The organism is Deinococcus multiflagellatus (assembly GCF_020166415.1).
Taxonomy (GTDB): domain Bacteria; phylum Deinococcota; class Deinococci; order Deinococcales; family Deinococcaceae; genus Deinococcus; species Deinococcus multiflagellatus.
Genome location: NZ_JAIQXV010000003.1, coordinates 243,981 through 264,795 on the forward strand (window position 1 = coordinate 243,981; position 20,815 = coordinate 264,795).

Consider the following 20,815-nt stretch of genomic DNA (forward strand, 5'->3'; position numbering starts at 1 on the left):
TCCGTGTGGCACCCCCAGAAGCCGCGTCATGACGTCCCCACGCCCCGACACCCCCAGCCGCCGCGAGCGCCACAAGCAGGACAAGCGCTCACGCATCCAGGCCGCCGCCCTGACCCTGTTCACCGCGCAGGGGTACGAGGCCACCACCATCCGGCAGATTGCCGCCGAGGCAGATGTGGCGGCCGGCACCGTCTTCCGCTACGCCACCGACAAGGCCGATCTGCTGCTGATGGTTTTCCATGACGTGATTGCCCATACCATCGAGGAGGCCCTCGCCCCGGAGCGGTTGACCGGGCCGCTGTCACAGGTGCTGCCCGGGCTGTTCGACCCCTTCTTCGCCTTTTACGAGGCGCGGCCGGCACTGGCCAGCGATTTTCTGCGGCTGGTGCTGTTTCATGACAGCCCCTGGCGCGTGCGCGAACTGGAACAGGGCCACGCCTTCGTGGCCCAGCTGGCCGCCCTGCTGCGGGCTCGCCAGCAGGCCGGCGAGGTGACCGCCGATCTGGACCCGCAGACCGCTGCCTTTGCCCTCTTTTCGCTGTATCAGGCGTGTCTGGTGGGGTGGCTGTCGGGCGGAGTCACGTTGGCGAACACCCGCGCGCAACTGGCGGCGCTGCTGGCCCTGCAGTGGCGTGCCCTGCAGGCCGGCGCGGTGGCCGGGGGCCCGGCATGACGGCCCCGGTGCTCATCGTAGGCGCGGGCATTGGCGGGCTGGCGCTGGCCCAGGCGCTGACCCGTCAGGGCGTGCCCGTGCGGGTCATCGAGAACGCAGCGGTCCTGCGGCCGGTGGGCGCGGGCCTGATTCTGGCCAGCAACGCACTGCGGGTGCTGGACCGGCTGGGACTGGGCGATGCCGTGCGCGCCGCCGGGCACCCGCTCAGCGGCGCCCAGCTGACCACTGATGCGGGGCGGCCACTGCAGACCCTGTCCTACACGGCGTCCGGCGGGGCGGTGGGGCTGCACCGCGCGGCGCTGCAGCGGGTGCTGGCCCAGGGGCTGGAGGGGCAACTGCTCCTGGGAACCACCCTGCGCGCGCTGCACCCGCAGCGGGCAGGCGTGGAGGTCACCCTCAGCGACGGCACGGTTCAGCGGTGCCGCGCCGTGGTCGGGGCCGACGGCCTGCACTCCTCGGTGCGGGCCCTGCTGTTCGGGGCCGTGGCGCCGCGCTACGCGGGTTATACCAGCTGGCGCTTTGTGGTGCCCCGCCCGGGCCCGGCCCAGGCCACCGAACTGTGGGGCCGGGGCTGCCGCCTGGGGCTGGTGCCGATTGGGCCAGACCAGACCTACGGTTACCTGACCGTCAACGCCCCGGAGCAGCCCCCCCAGGTCGCGAGGCCGCCCGGAACCATGGCCGAAGTGCTGGCCCACGCGGCGCCCTTCGGTGGCCCGGTCCCCGCCGTACTCGCGCGCCTTGTGCCCGGCGCCCCGGTCATCCGCACCGATATCCATGAAGTTCACCTCCGCCGCTGGGGCCAGGGCTGCGTCACGCTGCTGGGCGACGCGGCGCACGCCATGACCCCCAATCTGGGGCAGGGGGCGGCGATGGCGCTGGAAGACGCCTGGGTGCTGGGCCAACACTTGGCGGCCACCGCTGACGTGCCGGCGGCCCTGGCCCGCTCCGAGGCCCTGCGGCGGCCCCGGGTGGAGGCGGTGCAACGCCAGTCGCGGCGGGTGGGGCAGGCTGGGCAGCTGGAAGACGGCGCGCTGCGCGCCCTGCGGGATCTGGCCATGCGCCTCACCCCAGCGGCCGCCGCGCAGCGCGCCAGCCAGGGATTGTTCAGCGTCCATCTGGACGGCTGAGCGCAGACGGGAGAGAGGCCGCCCCCCCAGCCCTGGCGCCGGCCATTCAGGCCAGGGCGCGGTTCAGCTCGTCGCGGAAGCCCTGGGCCGCTGCCACACTCGCGGCCACCTCCAGTCCCCGGGCGTACTGCACCCCCCGGCTGGCACTCGCCAGCGCCCCGGTGCCGCCAGCATCGAAGGCCGGGGCCAGCCCTGCCGCGCCTGCCCCCTGCGCCCCCAACCCGGGCAGCAGCAGCAGCGCCCGGGGCAGCCGGGCCCGGAAGGCGGCCAGATCCTGCGGATGGGTGGCCCCCACCACCGCGCCCACGCTGGCGTATTCGCCGTCCTCCTGGGCGTTCAGGCGCGTCACTTCATCGGCCACGCGCTCGCTGACCCCGTGGCCCTGCAGGTCGGCCTGCCCGGGGTTGCTGGTTTTCACCAGCACGAACACCGCGCCGCCGTGGGCGCGGGCGGTCTCCACAAAGGGCGTCAGCGTTTCAAAGCCCAGGAAGGGATTGACCGTCAGCGCCGAGCCCGCGTGGTCCCCGCCCAGCCAGCCCTGGGCATAGGCCTGGGCGGTGGAGCCAATGTCGCCCCGTTTGCCGTCCAGCAGCACCGGCAGCCCCAGCGTGCGCGCGGCGGCGCAAACTTCCTGCAGCACCGCCAGCCCGGGCAGCCCCGCCGCCTCGTAAAAGGCCAGCTGCGGCTTGATGCACGCGGCGTAGGGCGCGGTGGCCTCCAGCACGTCCAGCGTGTGGGCGCGCAGGTGGTCCAGGTCCCGGTAGGCCTCCAGACGGGGGTCCAGGCCCACGCACAGGCGGGTGTCAAGGCGGCGGGTGCGGTCGGTCACGGCCTGCGCAAAGGTCATCGGGCCCGAGGCTAACATGGCCCCTGCCCAGAGGTGCGCTCCTTCCCGGGTCCATACAATGGACGTGGTCTGGCCCCACAGCTGGGACCGTCGCCTGCCGGGAGGTGCAAGGTGCCTGTCCGTGTTCGTTTGCTGCCCGCTGCGCTGTTTCTGGCGCTGTACCTCGCGCTGCAGGCCACTGCTCTGCTGTTTCAGGGCGCGCGCGGCCTCTCGGCGTGGTACCTGCCCGCCGGGCTGGTGCTGGCGTTCCTGACCGCCTATGGCCCCCGGTCTGCCCCGTGGGTGCTGCTGACGATGGTGGTGGGCGGCGCCTTGCTGTCGCCCCACCCACCGGACCTGATCGCGGCGGTGGTCACCACGGCGGTGTATACCCTGGGCGGCGCCCTGCTGCGGCGCGGCGCGGGCTGGCGCACCGGGCCGGTGCAGCTGCGGGATGTGGCCCGCTTGGCCACCGCAGCGGTGCTCACCTCTGGGCTGGCGGCGATGGGCACGGTGTCGGTGCTGCGCCTGAACGGCACCCTCAGCTCGCCGCCGTGGGCCGAGGCCATTCTCAACTGGTGGGTGGGCGATCTGGTGGGCATCATGGCCCTGACCCCGGCGCTGCTGCTGGGGGCCCGGGCGGCCCGGCGCGCCCCAGAGCCCCCGGCGGTGTGGGCGCGCGTGGCGGGGGCCGCCCTGCCGCTGCTGGCCATTCCGCTGACCCTGGCGCTGGTGCTGGGGCTGGCGGTGGCCCACGGATTGCAGGTGCTGTACCTGTGTTTTTTGCCGCTGCTGTGGCTGGCCCTGCAGCAGCCCCTGGGGGTGGTCACGCTGGGCACGCTGCTGATGAGTGCGGGCATCACCGTGCTGGTGTGGTGGAGTGACGCCCCGGCCCAGCAGCGCCTGGACGTACAGCTGCTGATGGTGACCCTGGCCCTGACCACCCTGGTGGTGGCCACCCTGAGTGCCGAGCGCCGCACGCAGCGCGAACACCTGGCCCGCCTGGCGCTGCATGACCCCCTGACCGGCCTGCCCAACCGCCGCGCTTTTCTGACGCGGCTGGGCGAGCTGCTAGGCGCCGGGCACCCGGCGGTGCTGGTGCTGTTTCTGGACATTGACCGCCTGAAGTGGGTGAACGACACGCTGGGCCACGCGGCGGGCGACGCGTACCTCAAGGCGATGGCCGGGCGGCTGCTGCGCGCGTTGCCCGCCCGGGGGGTGGCGGCCCGGCTGGGCGGCGACGAGTTTGCCCTGGCCGCGCCGCTGCGCGCCGACAGTGAGGCCGCGCCCTGCGCAGAACGCCTCTTTGCTGCGCTGCAAGGCCCGCTGCAGGTGGCCGGCCACGAGCTGGCCCCGGCAGTCAGCGTGGGGGCCAGCTGCGCGCCCCGTGACGGTACGGCGGTGGACGCCCTGTTGCTGCGGGCCGACGAGGCCATGTACGAGGCCAAGCGCACCGGCGCGGGCCTGGGGTGGTCGGTGGCCGCTGCGCCCAGTTACCCCGCGCTGCAGTACGAGCACGACCTGCGCCGGGCCCTGGCCAGCGGCAGAGAACTGGAACTGCATTACCAGCCGCAGGTGGACCTGCGCACCATGACGGTCAGCGGCTTTGAAGCCCTGGTGCGCTGGCGCCACCCCGAGCGCGGCCTGATCTCGCCGGGCGCTTTTTTGCCGGTGGCCGAGCGTACCGGCCTGATTGTTCCGCTGGGTTCGTGGGTGCTGCGCGGGGCCACCGCGCAACTGGGGCGCTGGCAGGCCCAGACCGGCCGGCCGCTGCGCATGGCGGTCAACCTCGCCGCCGCGCAGCTGCCGTCGCCCGGCCTGGTGGACGAGGTGCGCCGGGCCCTGGCCGACAGCGGCGTGGCCGGCGCGCACCTGGAACTGGAACTCACCGAAAGCGCCCTGCTGACTGACCCCGCGCGGGCGGCCGAGGTGCTCACCCAGATTGCGGCCCTGGGGGTGCGCATGGCGCTGGACGACTTTGGCACTGGCTATTCCAGCCTCAGTCACCTCAAGGCGTTTCCGGTGAGCACCCTGAAGATTGACCGCGCCTTTGTGCAGGCGCTGGACAGTCCGCTGGAACGGCGGCTGGTGCAGGGGGTGGTGGCGCTGGGGCAGGTGATGGGCCTGTGCGTGCTGGCCGAGGGCGCCGAGACCCCCGAGCAGGTGCGCTGGGTGCGCGACCTGGGTTGCGACGCGGTGCAGGGCTACGCCCTGGGCCGGCCCCTGCCGCCCGAACAGGCCGCCGCGCTGCTGGCCGCACCCCCTACACTGCCGTCATGACCTTTTCCATCGTGGGGCGCGATCCGCGCACGGGTGACCTGGGTGTGGCGGTGGCCAGCAAGTTCCTGGCGGTGGGGGCGCTGGTGCCCTTTGTGCAGGGCGGCGTGGGCGCGGTGGCCACCCAGAGTTACGTGAACACCACCTTTGGTCCTGAAGGGCTGCGGCGCCTTGCGGCGGGCCTGGACCCCCAGCAGGTGTCGGCGCAGTTTCAGGCCGAGGACCCCGACATCGGGCAGCGGCAGTTCGGGCTGGTGTCGGCTTCGGGGCACAGCGCCACCTTTACCGGGCCCGGGTGCCACGACTGGGCCGGTGGCTTCGCTGGGCCCGACGTGGCCATTCAGGGCAACATCCTGACGGGCGAAGAGGTGGTGACGGTCATGCGCGAGGCCTGGGAAGCGGGCACCGGGCTGCCCCTGCCCCGGCGCCTGCTCTCGGCCCTGGTGGCGGGGGACCGGGCGGGTGGGGACCGGCGCGGGCGGCAGTCGGCGGCGCTGCTGTGTGCGGGCCCGGGGCGCGGCTACGGCGGCCTGACCGACGACTGGGTGAACCTGCGCGCCGACGACCACGCTGACCCCTGCGCTGAACTGGCGCGGCTGCTGGACCTGCACGACCTGTTGTTCACCCGCCCCGCACACACGCGCCCCTTCACGGCGGCCGAACTGGACTGGCTGCGCGCCCTGCTGCGGCGCCAGGGCTACGCCCAGACCCTGCCGGCCGGCGCCTGGGATGAGCAGACCGAGGCGGCGGCCTGGGCCCTGTACGGCACCGAGAACCTTGAAGAGCGCTGGGTGGCGGGCGGCCAGGTGGACCCAGTGGCCCTGGCGTACCTGCAGGGCCGTTACCCGGGGTAGACTGCGCCCCATGCGGCTGTCCGCCACCGATGTCTACGCCTTTCAGGCGCTGGGATTCCTGGGCGCCCAGCTCCCCGAACGCTGGGTGTCCAGCGAGGAGATCAGCGAGGCCACGGGCGTGCACCGGCCCTACCTGGTGCGCATTCTGGCGGCCCTGAGCGCCAAGGGCGTGGTGAAAAGCAAAAAGGGGATTGGCGGCGGCTACGCACTGGCGCGCAAGCCCCAGCTGATCAGCCTGTGCGAGGTCGTGCGCGCCATAGACGGCCCGGTGGCGCCGCTGTCGTGTATCAGCCTCAACTGGCACGAACCCTGTGTGGAAGAGGCCCGCTGCCACGTGCGCAACACCGTCTACACCCGCATGCGCGACGCCATGCTGGGCGTGTTGCAGGAATTCAGCGTGCAGGACCTCGTGACCGATGCCCGCCAGGGCGTCAGTTACGGCCACTGCCTGGGTCACCTGCTCAAGCCCAACGCTTAGCGCCGCCCTTCTGCTCTGGGCGCTACCCTGGCCCCCATGACCCGCCCCCTTTACCACGACAGCACGCTGTTCACGTTCGCGGCCCAGGTGGCGCAGGTGCAGGGATCAGAGGTGGCCCTGGACGCCACCGCCCTCTACCCCGAAGCCGGTGGGCAGGCGGCCGATACTGGCACCCTGCGCTGGCCCGGGGGCGAGGCCCGGGTGCTGGGGGGCCGCAAGGACAAGGCCACCGGGCTGATTTGGCACCCACTGGCCGGTGACGTGCCGCCCGTGGGCGCGGCCGTGCAGGGCGAGGTGGACCAGGCGCGGCGCTGGCGCCATATGCAGCGCCACAGCGGCGAGCACCTGCTGGCCCAGGCGTTCTTGCGCGTGAACCCGGCCTTTACCGTGGCGGCCGTGAACATGGCGGGCCCCGAATGCACCCTGGACCTGCACGGCGACCCGGCCGAGCGCCACATCCGCGCCGCCGAGACCCTGCTGCGCGAAACCCTGGGCCGCACCGAACTGACCCTGGAAACGCCCGTGGTGCCCGAGGGTGACCTGAACCGTTACCCCCTGCGCCGCGAGACGGCGGTGCGCGGTGAGGTGCGCCTCGTGATCTTCCGTGACGCCCAGGGTCAACCCTTTGACGTGAGTGCCTGCGGCGGCACCCATGTGCCCCGCGCCAGCATGGCGGCCCCCGTGGCCGTGCTGCGCCACGAGCGCATCAAGGGCGGCGTGACGCGCGTGACCTTCATGGCGGGTGAGGAGGCCAGCGCCCACCTGGGGGACGTGTATGCCCAGGCCCGCGCGCTGGCGCAGGGCTTCAGCGTGCCGGTGGAGCGCCTGCCAGAGCGTGTGCAGGCCCTGCGTGAACAGGCCGGGGCGCTGCAGGCTGAACTGGCCGCCCTGCACGCTGCCCAGGCCCATACCCTGCGGGACGCGGCGCCAGCGGAACCTCGTGGCGACTTGACCCTTCGCGTGGTGAGCCTGCCCAGCCCGGCGGGTTTGCTGGCCGCCCTGGGCGACCTGCCGCTCGGCCACGTGGTGCTGGCAACCACCCCAGAGGGCCGCTGCGGCGTGGGCAGCGCCGCGCCTGGGGTGGACGCCTCGGCGCTGCTGCGCGCGGCGCTGGCGGTGGCCGGGGGCAAGGGCGGTGGCCGGGCCGATCTGGCGCAGGGCAGCACGCCGGACCCAGCGGCCTTTCTGGACGCGGCGCGCGCCCTCCTGCCCAGCTGATACACAACGCAGGTGGGCCGGCACCGAGGGTGAGCGGACCCGCAGAGCAGGCATGAATACTTCGGGGCAACGGCGATGGCGAAGCATCCCTGCGCGCTCCCCAATGGGGTTCGGAATTTCACCCCGCCTGACCCCGCCGCCGGGGGACGTCTGGGCCGCATGACCCCTGGTAGCCTGGGGGCCATGAGTCTTCACCTGAACGCCGAACCCGGCCAGATTGCCGAAACCGTCCTGCTGCCGGGCGACCCCCTGCGCGCCAAGCACATTGCCGAAACCTTTTTCGACAACCCTGTGCTGCACAACACCGTGCGCGGCATGCACGGTTACACCGGCACCTACAAGGGCAAGCGCGTCTCTGTGCAGGGCACCGGCATGGGCATTGCTTCCAGCATGATCTACGTGCACGAACTGATCACCGGTTACGGCTGCAAGCAGCTGATCCGCGTGGGCACGGCGGGCAGCTACCAGGAGCATGTGCATGTGCGCGACATCGTGCTGGCGCAGGCGGCCTGCACCGACAGCAACATCAACAACATCCGCTTTGGGCACAAGAACTTCGCGCCCATCGCCGACTTTGAACTGCTGCTGCGCGCCTACCAGATTGCCCGCGAGCGCGGCCACGCCACCCATGTGGGCAACATCATGAGCAGCGACACCTTCTACCAGGACCAGTTCGAGCAGTACCAGCAGTGGGCGCAGTTCGGCGTGCTGGCCGTGGAGATGGAAGCGGCGGGCCTGTACACCCTGGCCGCCAAGCACGGCGTAAAGGCCCTGACGGTGCTCACCATCAGCGACCACCTCGTCACCCACGAGGAAACCACCGCCGAGGAACGCCAGCTCACCTTCAACGCCATGATTGAAGTTGCGCTGGACGCCGCGCTGGGCGAGTAAAGGGCAGACAGCCGAACAGCCGAGCCCCGCGTGCCGCTGGGGCCCGGTTTTATGCTGGGCGCATGGGCAAGAAGGGACAGTGGACGTTCATGTATCCCGGCGACGCGGCCCAGGGCAGACTGGGGCAGGTGGCTGTGGGCACGCCGCTGCGCTGGTCGTGGCTGGCCCGCCTGCGCTTTGCCCTGTCGGTGCTGTGGCGCCCGGCGTTCTTTCCCCCCAGCCCCCGGCGTATGAAGCGGCTGGGCGACGTGCCAGCCGCGCTCTCAGGCGTGGTGTGGCCGCCCGGGGTGCAGCCGCTGGGGCTGTACCGCGCCGGGCGGCGTGGGGAAGAGGCCGTGCTGCTGGACCTGCCCACCGACTGGGCCGCGCGCCAGTCGGCCTGGGGCGCGGCGATGGCGGCCCTGGGGGCGGCCCTGGCGCCGTTGCCGCTGGGCAGTCTGGCCTTCGCGCCCTGGCCCCAGGCCTTCCGGGTGGGGGCAGACCGCGCCCTGATCGTGGACTCGCTGGGGCCACACGGCCCTCAGCCTCTGCGCTGGCTGCCTTACCCAGATGGCGAGGTCCCCGGCACCCTGTGGCTTTCGCCCCCACCGGGGCAGCGCTGGTCCGGCGATCCGGGTTCCTTTTTGCTTCTCCTGGCCCCGGGCAGTGACCTGCGCGCCGCCTTTGCCCACTGGCTGGCCGAAGCCTCTGCGCAGGGCTGGAGCGCGCAGCCACCCCTGTTTGGCGAGCGGCAGGCCCTGACCACCCTGGACCAGCCCAGGCGCCGCGTCACCCTGAGCGCCACGCTGTTCACCCTGCCCTGGGGCGAGTCCTGGGCCGTGACCCTGGAGCGGGGCTGGCTGGACACCCTGGCCGGGCAGGCGCACGAACCAGACGCCCCGGAACCGCACTGGCAGGAAGCGTAGTCCAGCCACGTTCAGGACCGTGCCGGGACGGCCGGGCCGCTGCTTTACGCCTGCCGCCGCAGCCGGGCGATAAAAAAGCCGTCAATGCCTCCTTCCGGCACAGTCAGGACGCCAGGGCCGGCGGGGACATGGGGGACCTCCAGCCCCGGCACGGATTCCGCCGCAAACCCCGGCTGGGTCTCCAGAAAGCGGGCCACCACCTCTGGCCCCTCCTGCGGGGTCACGCTGCATACCGAATACACCAGCGTGCCGCCCGGCGCCACCAGGGCGGCGGCGTTGGGCAGCATCTGGCCCTGGAGGCGCGCCATCTCGTCCACGGCGTCCGGCGTCAGGCGCAGTTTGATTTCCGGGTGGCTGCGCAGGGTGCCGCTGCCGGTGCAGGGGGCGTCCAGCAGCACGAAGGGCGCGGGGTCCACAGCCAGCGGCCGGGTCAGGTCGTGGGTCAGAAAGTCGGCCTTCAGGCCCAGGCGGCGCAGGTTGGCGCGGGCAGCCTCGTGTTTGGCCCCCACGAGGTCCACACTGGTCACCTTCGCCCCGCGTGTCGCCAGCATGGCGGCCTTCACGCCTGCGCCCCCCGCCAGGTCCAGCACCCGCGCGCCGGCCACGTCGCCCAGGGCGTCCACGCACGCCAGGCTGGCGGGGTTGATGGGTTGGGCCTGCCCCCGGCTGTAGGCGGCCGTCTGGCGCAGCGGGCGCTCCAGGCTCACCCGGTCCACGCCCTGGGGGCCACCCTTCACCACGCTGCCTTCGCTTTCCAGGGCCCGCACCCCCTCATCCGACAGGCTCAGCCACAGCGGCTGCGGTTCCAGCAGGTCGGCCAGCACCCGCTCGGCGGCGTCACCGTAGGCGCGGCGGTACAGCTCGGCCAGCCACGCCGGCACCTCGGCCTCGGGCCCTGCGGCCACGCCGTCCAGGGTCACGCGGCGCAGCACAGCGTTCACCAGCCCGGGGGGCGCCAGCCGCGCCGCCCGCGCCAGATTCACGTAGTCACTGACCACTGCGTGCACCGGGGTGCCCAGGTACAGCTTTTCAAAGGCGCCGGCCAGCAGCAGGGCGCGCGTTTTGGGGTGGGTGGGGCCGCGCAGCAGCGGCGACAGGGCCGCCTGCAGGCTCAGCACCCGCCGCAGGGTGCCGTACACGATGTGGGTGGCCAGCCCCGCGTCGCGCCCCGGCAACCGGGCCTGCTGCAGCGCGGCGTCCAGTGCGGGCGCCGCAAAGGCCTCGCCAGCCAGCACCCGGATCAGTACGCGCACCGCCAATTCCCGGGCCGGGTTATGGGGGCCGGGACGATCACGAAGGGCAGGGGGCGTGTGGGTCATCCGGGCAGTGTACGCGCCCGCCCGGCTGGGCAGGTGTCCTGCAGGAGAGGTGTGGACCGGGACACCGACCACGCGGCAGGTGCCTAGGCGGCCGGTGGCAGGGGCCCAGGCCCATCGGCTACAGTAGGCTGAACCGCTTCCATACGGCCGGGCCTGCTCGGCGCCCCCTGCCCCCCACGGGCAGCCGTTTCATATTGAGTGAAGGTGATTCCTGACTGACTGACACGTGAAAAACAGGAGAGTTCAGGTCATTGTCAAGTGAAGGTGTGGGGCCTATACTGTTCATGAGCAACCGGAATTCACTGTTGCCGAGGTGCTCACCTTGGCTTCCCGGGCGACCGCGCCCGAGACGGAACGCCAGCGGACCCACAACCCCGAGTGGAAGCGGTTCATGTATGCGCCGCCCACCATCCAAGGAGCCATATGAAAAAAGCCCTGACCATCCTGTCCCTTGCCCTGCTGGGCCAAGCCAGCGCCGCGACCATCACGGTCTGGACGCACTTTGGTGACCAGGAACTCGGCTGGCTGCGTGCCCAGGCCGCCCAGTTCAAGGCCAAGACCGGCCACACGGTCAACCTCGTGTCGGTGCCTTTTGACCAGATTCCCGACAAGCTGATTCAGAGCGCCCCCAAGGGCCAGGGCCCGGACCTCGTGACCACCCTGCCCCAGGACCGCCTGGGCCAGCTGGCGGCGGCGGGCGTCATTGAGCCCATGGACAAGTACGTGACCAGCCGCACGGACTATGACCGCACCGCCCTGAACGCCATGACCTACCAGGGCAAGCTGTTCGGCATTCCCATGTTCGCCGAAGCCGTGGCCGTGCTGTACAACAAGAAGCTGGTGCCCACGGCCCCCACCACCTGGGCGCAGTTCCTGGCCACCGCCCAGAAGAACAGCGGCAACGGCAAGTTCGGGTACCTGGCGGACCTGAGCAACGCCTACATGCAGTACGGGATCATCAGCGCCTACGGCGGCTACGTGTTCAAGAACAACGGCGGCACCCTGAACGTCAAGGATGTGGGTCTGTCCAACGCGGGCGCCGACAAGGCCAGCGCCTTCCTGAACGACCTGCGCTACAAGTACAACCTCGTGCCCGAGGGCGTGGATGGCGGCGCCGCCAAGAGCGCCTTCGTGGACGGCCGTCTGGCGATGTACCTCACTGGCCCCTGGGACATGGGCGACATCAAGAAGGCCGGCATTGACTACGGCATCATGAACTTCCCCACCCCTCCCGGCGCCACCGGCAAGTGGAGCCCCTTCGTGGGCGTGCAGGGCACCATGATGAACGCCTACAGCAAGCAGAAGGCGGTGGCCGCGCAGTTTGCCAAGCAGATTTCGGGCAGCGACGCGCAGGTGGCCTTTAACAAGGCCGGCGGGCGCATTCCCGTGAGCCTCTCGGCCCGCACCAAGCTGAAGGCCGACCCCGTGGTGGTGGGCTTTGGCCGCGCCATCAGCGCCGGGACCCCCATGCCCAACGTGCCCCAGATGGGCGCCGTGTGGGGCCCCTGGAGCGGCGCGGTGGCCCAGAGCGTGCAAAAGCCCAACCAGAACTACGCGCAGATCCTGGATAAGGCTGTGCAGGAAATCAACGGCAACATCAAGTAAGGGTCCGGGAAGCGTGCCCGCCAGTTGCGCGCGCTTCCCTCGTCGTCCAGAAGCGGCTGACCCGGCCGGTTCTGGACGATTTTCTGTGGGTGGTCCCGCCGCCTTGCCGGGCGGGAATGGGGTACCGTACGGCCACCCACTGCGCTGTTGACCTTGCGGCTTTGCCTTTGATGTGCCTTTCACGCCGGCCCACGTGCCAGGGAGGTCCTTACCGTTCATGACCACGACGCTGTCTGCCCGCGCTGCCCGGCGCGCCGCCCCGGCCCCACAGGGCACGCGCGGCTTCCTTCTGGCTGTGCTGATTCTGGTGACCCTGCTGGGCGCCAGCGTGCTGCTTGGCTGGTTTCTTTCGCTGCTGACCGCCCAGGTGGTGCCCGGCGCCCCCGCCTACCTGATTCTGGTGTGGTCGCTGCTGGCCCTGGTGGTGCTCGCGCCGCTGACCTACAACACCTTTCCCTGGATCGGCTCGTGGTTTTACCTGCTGCCCGCGCTGGTGTTCGTGCTGGCCTTTACGGTGTTTCCGGTCATCCTGACCATCAATTACGCCTTTACCAATTACAGCGGCCAGAACAGCGGCAGCCCCGACAGCGCGGCGCGCACGGCCGCCACCCTCAGCGCCGACCGCCGCGTGCTGACCCTCCCCGAGCTGGGTGAAGAAACGGCGGCGCAGTTCCTGCGGTGTAAGGCCCCCACCTGCGCCGGGGACACCATCGTGCTCTACGACGAGGAAGCCTCGACCCCCGTGCGGCAGAAGGTGGCCAGCGTGGAGGGTGGCCGCGTGACCCTCAGCGCCCCCGTGCCTGAGACCCTGGCCGTGACCCAGGCCACCCGCATCAACCGCTACGGGTACGTGGGGCTGGCCAACTTTCAGGAGATCTTCAGCAAGGCCAGCCGCGCCCTGTGGCCGGTGTTTCTGTGGACAGTGATCTTCGCTTTCAGCACGGTGGTGATCAACGCGCTGGCCGGGCTGATTCTGGGCATCCTGCTGTACAACAAGAACCTTAAGGGCCGCAATATTTACCGCACGCTGCTGTTCCTGCCGTGGGCCATTCCAGCGGTGATCAGCGTGCAGATGTGGGTGGCGCTGTTTAACCAGCAGTTCGGCATTGTGAACAAGTCGCTGGGGCTCCTGGGCATCGTGGCGATTCCCTGGCTGAACGATCCGCTGTGGGCCAAGATCAGCATTCTGCTGGTCAACCTGTGGCTGGGCTTTCCGTACATGATGACCGCCACCATCAGCGCCCTGAGCACCATCAACGACGACCTCTATGAGGCCGCCAGCATTGACGGGGCCAGCCGCTGGCAGCAGATCACCGGCATTACCCTGCCGCTGCTGCGCACCTCGTTCACGCCCATTCTGCTCTCGGGTTTTGCCTTTAACTTCAACAACTTCGGCATTATTTACCTGCTCACGGCGGGCGGCCCCGCCCAGGAAGGCCGCGAAAGCACCGCCCAGAGCACCGACATCCTGCTCTCGTGGGGGTACAACACCGCCTTCGTGTCCAGTGGCGGGCAGAACTTCGCCCTGGCGAGCGCCATCGCCCTGATCATCTTTTTCCTGACCCTGGCGATCAGCGTGGTGAACTTCAAGGCCGCCGGGGTGTTCGAGGAGGCCCGCAAATGACCTCTGTGCCTGGTCCCTCTTCTTCAGGGTCGTCCTCGCTGCCGCCGGGCGGCTACGTGCACCGCGAGCCGGGGCCCCTGCGCCGCGCGCTGCCCTGGCTGGTGCTGGCCGCCATCCTGCTGGGCCTGGGCTACCTGGGCTCTATTCTGGTAGAGAGCCTACAGGACAAGCAGAAAAGCTTTTCTATCTATTTCGTGGAGCGCGGCTGGGTGCGCTTCCTGCTGTTCCTGCTGGCGGCCACGGGCCTGCTGGCGTTCACCAGTTTTCTGGGCCAGCGCCTGGGCATGGCGCGCACCGGGCGGCGCATCAGCTACTGGGCGGTGCTGGGCACGCAGCTGACCCACCTGTTCCTGATGCTGGTGGTGCTGGTGGCCATCTATCCCCTGGTGTACGTGCTGATCGCGGCCTTTGATCCGCGCAACAGCCTCTTTGCCTTCCCGGACTTCGAAAACCCCAACATCCTGTACCGCTCGGGCCTCCTGCCCAACCTGCAGGTCCTGAGCTACGAGAACTTCCGCAAGCTGTTTGAAGGCTTCACCGTGCCGCTGTGGCAACTGGTGCTGGCCGTGCTGGGCGGGGCCGCCGGCGCCGCGCTGCTGCTGATGAAAGGCGTGAGCAAGCTCTCCGGCCGCCCCGAGGGTCTGCGCACGCCCATGCGCTGGGCCGGCTGGCTGCTGCTGGGCGCCCTGGCCCTGATCGTGGTGTTCATGACCCCGGCGCAGTTCACAGGCCAGACCAACGAGAGCAAGTTCGTGCTCTCGGTGCGGAACACGCTGCTGGTGTCGGGGATTACCGGCCTCATGGCGATCATCCTGTCCACCACGGCGGGCTACGCCATGGCCCGGCTGCGCTTCGCCGGCCGCTTTCAGACACTGCTGTTCTTCATCTTTATCCAGATGTTCCCGGTGTTTCTGGCGCTGGTGGCGGTGTACAAGATGCTCACCGACCTGGGGCTGGCGAACACCTTCACGGGCCTGATCCTGGCGTATTCCGGCGGGGCCATCGCCTTTAACACCTGGATTTTCAAGGGCTACGTGGAAAGCCTGCCCGAATCGCTGGAGGAAGCCGCCATGGTGGACGGCGCCACCCGCTGGCAGACCTTCCTGCGCGTGGTGCTGCCCCTTTCAGGCGGGATGATGGTGTTCATCTTCCTGAACCAGTTCATTGGCACCTACGCCGAGTTCATCCTGGCGAACGTGCTGCTGACTGGCGTGGAGCAGTGGACAGTGGGCGTGATGCTGCGCTCGTTCACCACCGGGCAGTTCAGCACCAAGTGGGGCGTGTTCGCGGCTGCCGCCACCCTGGGCGCATTGCCGATCATTGCGCTGTTCTACGCCTTCCAGAACTTCTTCGTGGGCGGCGCTGTGGCAGGCGGTGTGAAAGAGTAAGGCATAACTTGACGGCGCGCGTTGGCACAGGTCAGCGCGCGCTTTTTATTGGAGGTCTGCGAAGGTCCCCTTTCCCGTTAGATCGTCGCTCCAGCACCTCTCTCTGGGACGTTCAAGGGTCGAAAGCTGGGCTTTGTTTTCCCTTAACTGCCCGCTGGAGCGCTTGCCAGGAGCAAGGCGAAGGCAGCTGCACGAGGAGAAGCAATCGGTCGGGTTGGTCCCTGCACAGCTTCCCAACACCGAGGATTCTGGGCAAGTGACAGCAGTCTCACCCCGAGCCAAACTGAAGGCGCCCGCACAATGCGGGCGCCTCCTTCTCTCGTCCTTACGCGTCGGGGTTGGGCATGCTGGCGGTCACCGCCGGGTCCACACCATCTTCAAAGCGTCCAAAGTTCTCGCGGAACATCCGCGCCAGCTTGCGGGCGGTTTCGTCGTAGGCCGCCTGATCGCTCCAGGCGTCGCGGGGATTCAGCACGGCGGCAGGCACACCCGGCACCTCGGTGGGGATTTCCAGGCCGAAGAAAGGCTCTTTCTCGAAGGCCACCCCGTCCAGTGCCCCGGAGAGCGCCGCGCTCAGCATGGCGCGGGTGTGGGCAATGCTCATGCGTTTGCCGGTGCCGTACTTGCCGCCGGTCCAGCCGGTGTTCACCAGCCACACGCGGGCGCCGCTCTCCTGCACCTTCTGGGCCAGCAGGCGGGCGTACTCGCCGGGGTGGCGGGGCATGAAGGGCGCGCCGAAGCAGGTGCTGAAGGTGGGGCTGGGCTCGGTTACGCCGTCTTCGGTGCCGGGAATCTTGGCGGTAAAGCCGCTGATGAACTGGTACATCGTCTGTTCCGGGCTCAGGCGCGAGATGGGCGGCAGCACCCCGTAAGCGTCGGCGGTCAGGAACACGATGTTCTTGGGGTGCCCGGCGATGCTGCCGGGTTGCACGTTGGCAATCTGGTCAATGGGGTAGGCGCTGCGGGTGTTCTCGGTCAGGCTGCCGTCGTTCAGGTCGGGCAGGCCGCTGCCGTCCAGCACCACGTTTTCCAGCACTGTGCCGTAGGTGCGCGTGGTCTGGTAGATGGCCGGCTCGGCTTCCGGGTTCAGGTTGATCACCTTGGCGTAGCAGCCGCCCTCAAAGTTGAAGATGCCGGTGTCGGTCCAGCCGTGCTCGTCGTCACCAATCAGCTTGCGGCTGGGGTCGGCCGAGAGGGTGGTCTTGCCGGTGCCGCTGAGGCCGAAGAACAGCGCCACATCGCCGTCTGCCCCCACATTGGCCGAGCAGTGCATGGGCATCACGCCCTGGGCCGGCAACAGGTAGTTCAGCACGCCGAAAATGCCCTTCTTGTTCTCGCCCGCGTACTGGGTGCCGCCCGCAATGATCATCTTGCGCGTGAAATTCACGATGATGAAGGTGTCGCTGCGGGTGCCGTCGGTGGCCGGGTCGGCCTTGAACGACGGAATATTCAGCACCGTCCAGTCCTCGTGGAAGTTCGCCCGCTCTGCCTCGCTGGGCCGCACAAACATGTTGCGAATAAACAGCGAGTGGTAGGCCATCTCGGTGACCATGCGGCAGCCAATGCGGTAGCGGGGATCAGTGCCCGCGTACACCTGCTGCACAAACAGTTCTTTGTCGGCCGCGTAGCGGGTCATCTTGTCCAGCAGGCGGTCAAACACGTCCGCGCCAATAGGGGTGTTAAAGCCGCCCCACCACACCGTATCCCGTGTTTGCTCGTCTTCCACGATAAAACGGTCCTTGGGGCTGCGGCCGGTTTTGTTCGTGCGCACGGTCAGCGGCCCGCAGGCGGCCTGCACGCCTTCGCCCAGACGAATGGCGTGGGCATACAGCTCGTCCACGCCAGGATTCAGATGCACCGTTGTTTTGATGCCGAGATCGGCCAGGGGATTGGGGGCGGTCAGGCTCATGGAAACCTCCGGGAGTGGGAACACTGCAGCCCTGCAGTGGAAATGACGAACAGAGTTCGTGTACGGAATGACCCTGGAATTGTCGCTCGGGAAGCGGTTCCATGCCAACTTTAGTGGTGTCACGCCTGAGGAAACAACAGTCAGAAAAACTGGATTTGGCCGCCAACTTGGCGGGTGAACAGTGTCCTCAAATCCTTCCAGCTGTTTGGCAGGCCAAACGGGCGTTCGTTTGCCACACGCCAAAAGCCCGGCCATTCATGCTGGACGCATGGTCCAGGCCGGTGAGGTGGGTCTGTCGCCCTTTGCACGCTGCGAAGGCGGGGCGCATTCGAATCAGATGGCTGAGAGGGAAGAGTGCCGAGGTCAACGTTCGGTTCAGCGTTCGCCAGCTCTGGCCCAACAGGGCGGAGCAAGCCAAAAAAGTGTGAGGGCCCTCTCCGGCCCCCACACTTCTGGCAACTATGCCGCTGGGTTCAGTTGGTCGCGCCCGCCGATTTGCCGCCCTTGGTGTCCGCCTTGGGGGCGTCGCTCTTGGCCTTGGCGGCTTCGGCGTTGGGGTCGGTGACCTTGGCCTCGGTCTTTTCCGTTTCGGCGGCTGTCTTGGCGGCAGCGGGCGAGTCCGGGGCCACGGCGCCGCCCCAGGTGGCGCCCGTGGTGGCCGCCTGGGTGGGGCGCGCCGCACCGGGGGCCGGGGTGGCCTTTTCTTCCTCAATGCGCTCCAGCCACATGGTGCCAATCAGGTTGCGGGCGTTGCGGCCGGCCTGGCGCAGCGACTGCGCGGCTTCGGGGCTGTAGCCCTCCACGGCGTTCAGGATGCCCTGACGGGCGGCCGGCACGCGGGCCAGCACCACGGCGCCCGTGCCCAGCAGCACCAGGGCCGTCACGCCGCTGCCCAGCCCCGAGCCGCGCTTGTCGTCGCGGCGGGCGCGCTGGCGCTGCTTTTCCAGCAGGCGCAGTTCGCGCGTCAGCTGTTTTTCCAGCGGGGCCATGCGCTTGGCCACGGCCTTTTCCAGCTGGCGGGCCTTCAGGGCCTTCTTACCACTTTGCAGGTCGCGCAGGGCCTCGCGGCGGGCCTGGCGCAGCGTGCGCTCGGCGCGGCGCTTGCGGGCCTCGTGGCCGTCGGCGGCTTCGTGCAGCACATGGCCCACGCGGTCATGCACGCTGGCCAGCAGTTCGCGCCCGGCCCCCTGAGCATCGGCCACAGTGTGGCCCACGCCCGCCTGCGCCACATGCAGCACCTGCTTGGCACGCTCGCCGCCGCGTGCGGCGACGTGGGCGGTGGCCTGCCCGGCCTCACCCGCAAGGTGCAGGGCGCGCTCCTGGGCCTGGCCCACCAGTTCACCCGCCACATGCGCCACCTGGCTCAGCAGGGCGCCGGCCTTGGGCACACCTTCCTCGCGCAGGGTGGACGCCGTATGCACCGCCACTTCCTTGGCCGAGTGCGCCGCGCCCAGCAGGGCAGGGGCCAGGGTGCCCGTGACGGTGTCCTGGGTGCCGCTCCAGGCTGAGCGGCTGCCGTGCACCAGGGCGCGGCGGGTGTCCTTGTTCAGGGCCAGGGCGGCCAGGCCCCCCAGCAGCAGCAGGCTGCGCTTGCTCACGCCGCCCGTGGATTCATTGGTCATGGCTGACTCTCCTTTGTTCACTGGTGGCGCCTGCTTCCGGCCCGCGCCGGTCTGGCCCGGGGGAACGCCACCCACGGCCGTCATTGTGGCCGCCCCAGGCCCTGCAGAACGTGGGGAGACTGTAACGGCAATTTCATGTTTGAAGTCGAGAGGAAAACCCTCGCTATACGGGGCGGATGGGTGGCCAGTGAGGGGGCGCCCAGGGCGGGGAAGCTGAGAAGGCAAGAGAAGACGACTCCTCCGGGAAGGACCATGCCGCGCCACTCTGGAAACGGACTGCTGCTCCGCCCGCCTCACCCGGCGCCGGGTGGAAACCGCGTCGCATTCGGGCCAAGTGTCTTGGGGGTAGACTCGGGGGCGTGACCCGAAAGGCCCGCGTGCGCGCAGCAGATTCATCGGCCGTGGCCCCAGCGCCCCAGGCGCCGGCCCCGGCTGGCCCGCCCCCCCTCACCCGCCTGGAGGTGCGGCACCTCGCCACCATTGAGGCGCTGAGCCTGGATTTCGGCGCGGGCCTCAGCGTCTTTACCGGCGAAACAGGCGCGGGCAAAAGCATCATCGTGGACGCCCTGGGGCTGTTGCTGGGGTCGCGCGCCAACACCGATCTGATTCGCAGCGGCGAAACCGATCTGCTGGTGACGGGCTTCTGGGCCGACGACGTGGCCAGCCGCCGCGTGACCACCCAGGGCCGCAGCACCGCGCGGCTGGACGGCGAGGTGGTCAGCCTGCGCGAACTGCAGGACTGGGCCGCCCGGCGCCTCACCATTCACTGGCAACACAGCGCGGTCAGCCTGCTGACCCCGGCCAACCAGCGCGCCCTGCTGGACCGGCAACTGCCAGAAGAGACCGCCGCCTACGCCAGCGCCCACCGCGCCTGGACGGAAGCCCGCGAGCGCCTGGACGCCCTGCGCACCAGCGAGCGCGAGCGCGCCCGGCAGCTGGACCTGCTGGGTTTTCAGGCAAAAGAGATTGCTGACCTGGGCCCGCAGCCCGGCGAGGAAGAGCCCCTGCAGGCCGACCTGACCCGGCTGGCCAACCTGGACACCATTGCCCAGAGTGCCGCCGCCGCCCTGAACCTGCTGAGCGACGGCGACGAGAACGCGCTGGGCTTCCTGAACGAGGCTGCGCGCGCCCTGAACGCCAGTGCCCGCTACGACGACACCAGCGCGCAGCTGCAGCGCGAATTGAAAGAAGCCTTGGACAGCATTCAGGCGGTGGTGGGCGAACTGCGCGGTGTGGCCGAGGATCAGGCCCCCGACCCCGAGGAACTGGCCCGGGTGGAAGCCCGCTTGGGCGCGCTGGGCAAGCTGCGCGCCAAGTACGGCCCCACCCTGGACGACGTGGTGGCCTTTCACGCCCAGGTGGAAGAGGAACTGGCCGCCCTGCAGCGCGACGAGCAGGACGCCGGCACCCTGGATGCCGAGGTGGAGCGCCTGTTCACCGAGGTGCGCCGCGCCGGACAGGCCCTGGACCACGCCCGCGCCGAGCACGCGCCCCCGCTGGCCGAGGCCCTGCTCGCCGTGATTCGGCAACTGGGGATGCCGCACGCCCGGCTGGCCTTTCACCTCGCGCCGCTGCCCGAGCCGGCCGGCTACGGCCTGAGCGACGTGACCCTGCACTTCACCGCCAACCCCGGCGAGGAACTGGCCCCTCTGGCCGACGTGGCCTCGGGCGGCGAACTCTCGCGCGTCATGCTGGCCATCAGCACAGTCCTGGGGGCCGATACTCCCGCTGTGGTGTTCGACGAGGTGGACGCTGGGATTGGCGGCAGCGCCGCGCACGCGGTGGCCGCGCAGCTGCGGGCCCTGGCGGGGTCACGGCAGGTGCTGGTGGTGACCCACCTGGCCCAGATTGCCGCGCAGGCCCACCACCACTACAAGGTGGAAAAGAGCGTGGAAGGTGGCCGCACGGTGAGCCGCGTGCGCCTGCTGGACGAGGCCGAACGCCTGCAAGAAATTGCGCGGATGCTCAGCGGCAACACTAGCGAAGCGGCGCTGCAGCACGCCCGCGAACTGCTGGGCACCCCCGCCTGAGCGGCGCGCGTTCCTCTGCATTGGGTCAAGGCCCCCTTCAGTCCCCGGTCAGACGGGGTCCATAAGCTG

Annotated in this window: 16 protein-coding genes; 12 read left to right on the forward strand and 4 right to left on the reverse strand. The window is 69.6% G+C overall.

All coding sequences use genetic code 11. The features are described 5' to 3' along the window. Positions 1-28: 28 nt before the first annotated feature. Positions 29-673, forward strand: a complete 645-nt coding sequence (locus tag K7W41_RS06280) for a TetR/AcrR family transcriptional regulator (protein ID WP_224605833.1) — start codon at positions 29-31, stop codon at positions 671-673. Continuing rightward, positions 670-1,800, forward strand: coding sequence for an FAD-dependent monooxygenase (locus K7W41_RS06285; RefSeq protein WP_224605835.1), 1,131 nt, complete (start codon positions 670-672; stop codon positions 1,798-1,800). The genes K7W41_RS06280 and K7W41_RS06285 overlap by 4 nt, the downstream gene beginning before the upstream one ends. Positions 1,801-1,846: 46 nt before the next feature. Here K7W41_RS06285 and pyrF read toward each other — a convergent pair whose 3' ends face one another. Continuing rightward, positions 1,847-2,647, reverse strand: coding sequence for an orotidine-5'-phosphate decarboxylase (pyrF, locus tag K7W41_RS06290; protein WP_224605837.1), 801 nt, complete (start codon positions 2,645-2,647; stop codon positions 1,847-1,849). 111 nt (positions 2,648-2,758) lie between these two features. On the opposite strand from pyrF, the gene K7W41_RS06295 reads away from it, so the two are divergent. The 6 genes from K7W41_RS06295 to K7W41_RS06320 all read left to right on the forward strand — a co-directional run bounded on the left by K7W41_RS06295 (position 2,759) and on the right by K7W41_RS06320 (position 9,249). Further along, complete coding sequence (locus K7W41_RS06295; RefSeq protein ID WP_224605840.1) at positions 2,759-4,906, forward strand: putative bifunctional diguanylate cyclase/phosphodiesterase; 2,148 nt, start codon at positions 2,759-2,761, stop codon at positions 4,904-4,906. Then, positions 4,903-5,757, forward strand: a complete 855-nt coding sequence (locus K7W41_RS06300; RefSeq protein WP_224605841.1) for a DUF1028 domain-containing protein — start codon at positions 4,903-4,905, stop codon at positions 5,755-5,757. Before K7W41_RS06295 ends, K7W41_RS06300 begins: the two co-directional genes overlap by 4 nt. 10 nt (positions 5,758-5,767) lie before the next feature. Next, positions 5,768-6,235 (forward strand): Rrf2 family transcriptional regulator, encoded by a 468-nt coding sequence (locus K7W41_RS06305; protein ID WP_221089755.1) that lies wholly within the window; start codon positions 5,768-5,770, stop codon positions 6,233-6,235. A 36-nt stretch (positions 6,236-6,271) separates the two neighbouring features. Continuing rightward, positions 6,272-7,453, forward strand: coding sequence for an alanyl-tRNA editing protein (locus K7W41_RS06310; protein WP_224605844.1), 1,182 nt, complete (start codon positions 6,272-6,274; stop codon positions 7,451-7,453). A 183-nt stretch (positions 7,454-7,636) separates the two neighbouring features. Beyond that, on the forward strand, positions 7,637-8,344 hold the full coding sequence (gene deoD / locus K7W41_RS06315) for a purine-nucleoside phosphorylase (RefSeq protein WP_224605847.1): 708 nt from the start codon (positions 7,637-7,639) through the stop codon (positions 8,342-8,344). Positions 8,345-8,406: 62 nt separating this feature from the next. Further along, positions 8,407-9,249 (forward strand): hypothetical protein, encoded by an 843-nt coding sequence (locus K7W41_RS06320; protein WP_224605850.1) that lies wholly within the window; start codon positions 8,407-8,409, stop codon positions 9,247-9,249. A gap of 44 nt (positions 9,250-9,293) precedes the next feature. On the opposite strand, the gene K7W41_RS06325 is transcribed toward K7W41_RS06320, so the two are convergent. Next, complete coding sequence (locus K7W41_RS06325; RefSeq protein WP_224605853.1) at positions 9,294-10,568, reverse strand: RsmB/NOP family class I SAM-dependent RNA methyltransferase; 1,275 nt, start codon at positions 10,566-10,568, stop codon at positions 9,294-9,296. 423 nt (positions 10,569-10,991) lie between these two features. Between K7W41_RS06325 and K7W41_RS06330 the strand changes: the two genes are divergently transcribed. From K7W41_RS06330 to K7W41_RS06340, 3 genes are all read left to right on the forward strand, one after another. Continuing rightward, the gene (locus K7W41_RS06330) at positions 10,992-12,173 is read left to right on the forward strand and encodes a sugar ABC transporter substrate-binding protein (RefSeq protein WP_224605856.1); all 1,182 of its coding nucleotides are present in this window, start codon (positions 10,992-10,994) and stop codon (positions 12,171-12,173) included. Between the two features lie 217 nt (positions 12,174-12,390). Next, positions 12,391-13,797 (forward strand): ABC transporter permease subunit, encoded by a 1,407-nt coding sequence (locus K7W41_RS06335; protein ID WP_224605858.1) that lies wholly within the window; start codon positions 12,391-12,393, stop codon positions 13,795-13,797. Then, positions 13,794-15,185, forward strand: a complete 1,392-nt coding sequence (locus tag K7W41_RS06340) for a sugar ABC transporter permease (protein WP_224605861.1) — start codon at positions 13,794-13,796, stop codon at positions 15,183-15,185. Before K7W41_RS06335 ends, K7W41_RS06340 begins: the two co-directional genes overlap by 4 nt. Positions 15,186-15,510: 325 nt before the next feature. Here K7W41_RS06340 and pckA read toward each other — a convergent pair whose 3' ends face one another. Both pckA and K7W41_RS06350 read right to left on the reverse strand, forming a co-directional pair. Continuing rightward, entirely contained in the window at positions 15,511-17,094 is a 1,584-nt protein-coding gene (gene pckA / locus K7W41_RS06345; RefSeq protein ID WP_224605864.1) for a phosphoenolpyruvate carboxykinase (ATP), read from the reverse strand. Between the two features lie 473 nt (positions 17,095-17,567). Then, a complete protein-coding gene (locus K7W41_RS06350) occupies positions 17,568-18,716 on the reverse strand; it encodes an alginate biosynthesis protein AlgP (RefSeq protein ID WP_224605867.1) in 1,149 nt (382 codons plus the stop codon). A gap of 359 nt (positions 18,717-19,075) precedes the next feature. Here K7W41_RS06350 and K7W41_RS06355 point away from each other — a divergent pair, with 359 nt between their 5' ends. Next, a complete protein-coding gene (locus K7W41_RS06355) occupies positions 19,076-20,746 on the forward strand; it encodes a DNA repair protein RecN (protein WP_224605870.1) in 1,671 nt (556 codons plus the stop codon). The last annotated feature ends 69 nt before the right edge of the window (positions 20,747-20,815 follow it).

Excerpts from the sequence above, each read along its gene's own strand:
- K7W41_RS06280 (WP_224605833.1), top strand. The coding sequence starts at position 29 with ATGACGTCCCCACGCCCCGACACCCCCAGCCGCCGCGAGCGCCACAAG.
- K7W41_RS06285 (WP_224605835.1), top strand. The coding sequence starts at position 670 with ATGACGGCCCCGGTGCTCATCGTAGGCGCGGGCATTGGCGGGCTGGCG.
- pyrF (WP_224605837.1), bottom strand. The coding sequence starts at position 2,647 with ATGACCTTTGCGCAGGCCGTGACCGACCGCACCCGCCGCCTTGACACC.
- K7W41_RS06300 (WP_224605841.1), top strand. The coding sequence starts at position 4,903 with ATGACCTTTTCCATCGTGGGGCGCGATCCGCGCACGGGTGACCTGGGT.
- K7W41_RS06305 (WP_221089755.1), top strand. The coding sequence starts at position 5,768 with ATGCGGCTGTCCGCCACCGATGTCTACGCCTTTCAGGCGCTGGGATTC.
- K7W41_RS06310 (WP_224605844.1), top strand. The coding sequence starts at position 6,272 with ATGACCCGCCCCCTTTACCACGACAGCACGCTGTTCACGTTCGCGGCC.
- deoD (WP_224605847.1), top strand. The coding sequence starts at position 7,637 with ATGAGTCTTCACCTGAACGCCGAACCCGGCCAGATTGCCGAAACCGTC.
- K7W41_RS06320 (WP_224605850.1), top strand. The coding sequence starts at position 8,407 with ATGGGCAAGAAGGGACAGTGGACGTTCATGTATCCCGGCGACGCGGCC.
- K7W41_RS06325 (WP_224605853.1), bottom strand. The coding sequence starts at position 10,568 with ATGACCCACACGCCCCCTGCCCTTCGTGATCGTCCCGGCCCCCATAAC.
- K7W41_RS06330 (WP_224605856.1), top strand. The coding sequence starts at position 10,992 with ATGAAAAAAGCCCTGACCATCCTGTCCCTTGCCCTGCTGGGCCAAGCC.
- K7W41_RS06335 (WP_224605858.1), top strand. The coding sequence starts at position 12,391 with ATGACCACGACGCTGTCTGCCCGCGCTGCCCGGCGCGCCGCCCCGGCC.
- K7W41_RS06340 (WP_224605861.1), top strand. The coding sequence starts at position 13,794 with ATGACCTCTGTGCCTGGTCCCTCTTCTTCAGGGTCGTCCTCGCTGCCG.
- pckA (WP_224605864.1), bottom strand. The coding sequence starts at position 17,094 with ATGAGCCTGACCGCCCCCAATCCCCTGGCCGATCTCGGCATCAAAACA.
- K7W41_RS06350 (WP_224605867.1), bottom strand. The coding sequence starts at position 18,716 with ATGACCAATGAATCCACGGGCGGCGTGAGCAAGCGCAGCCTGCTGCTG.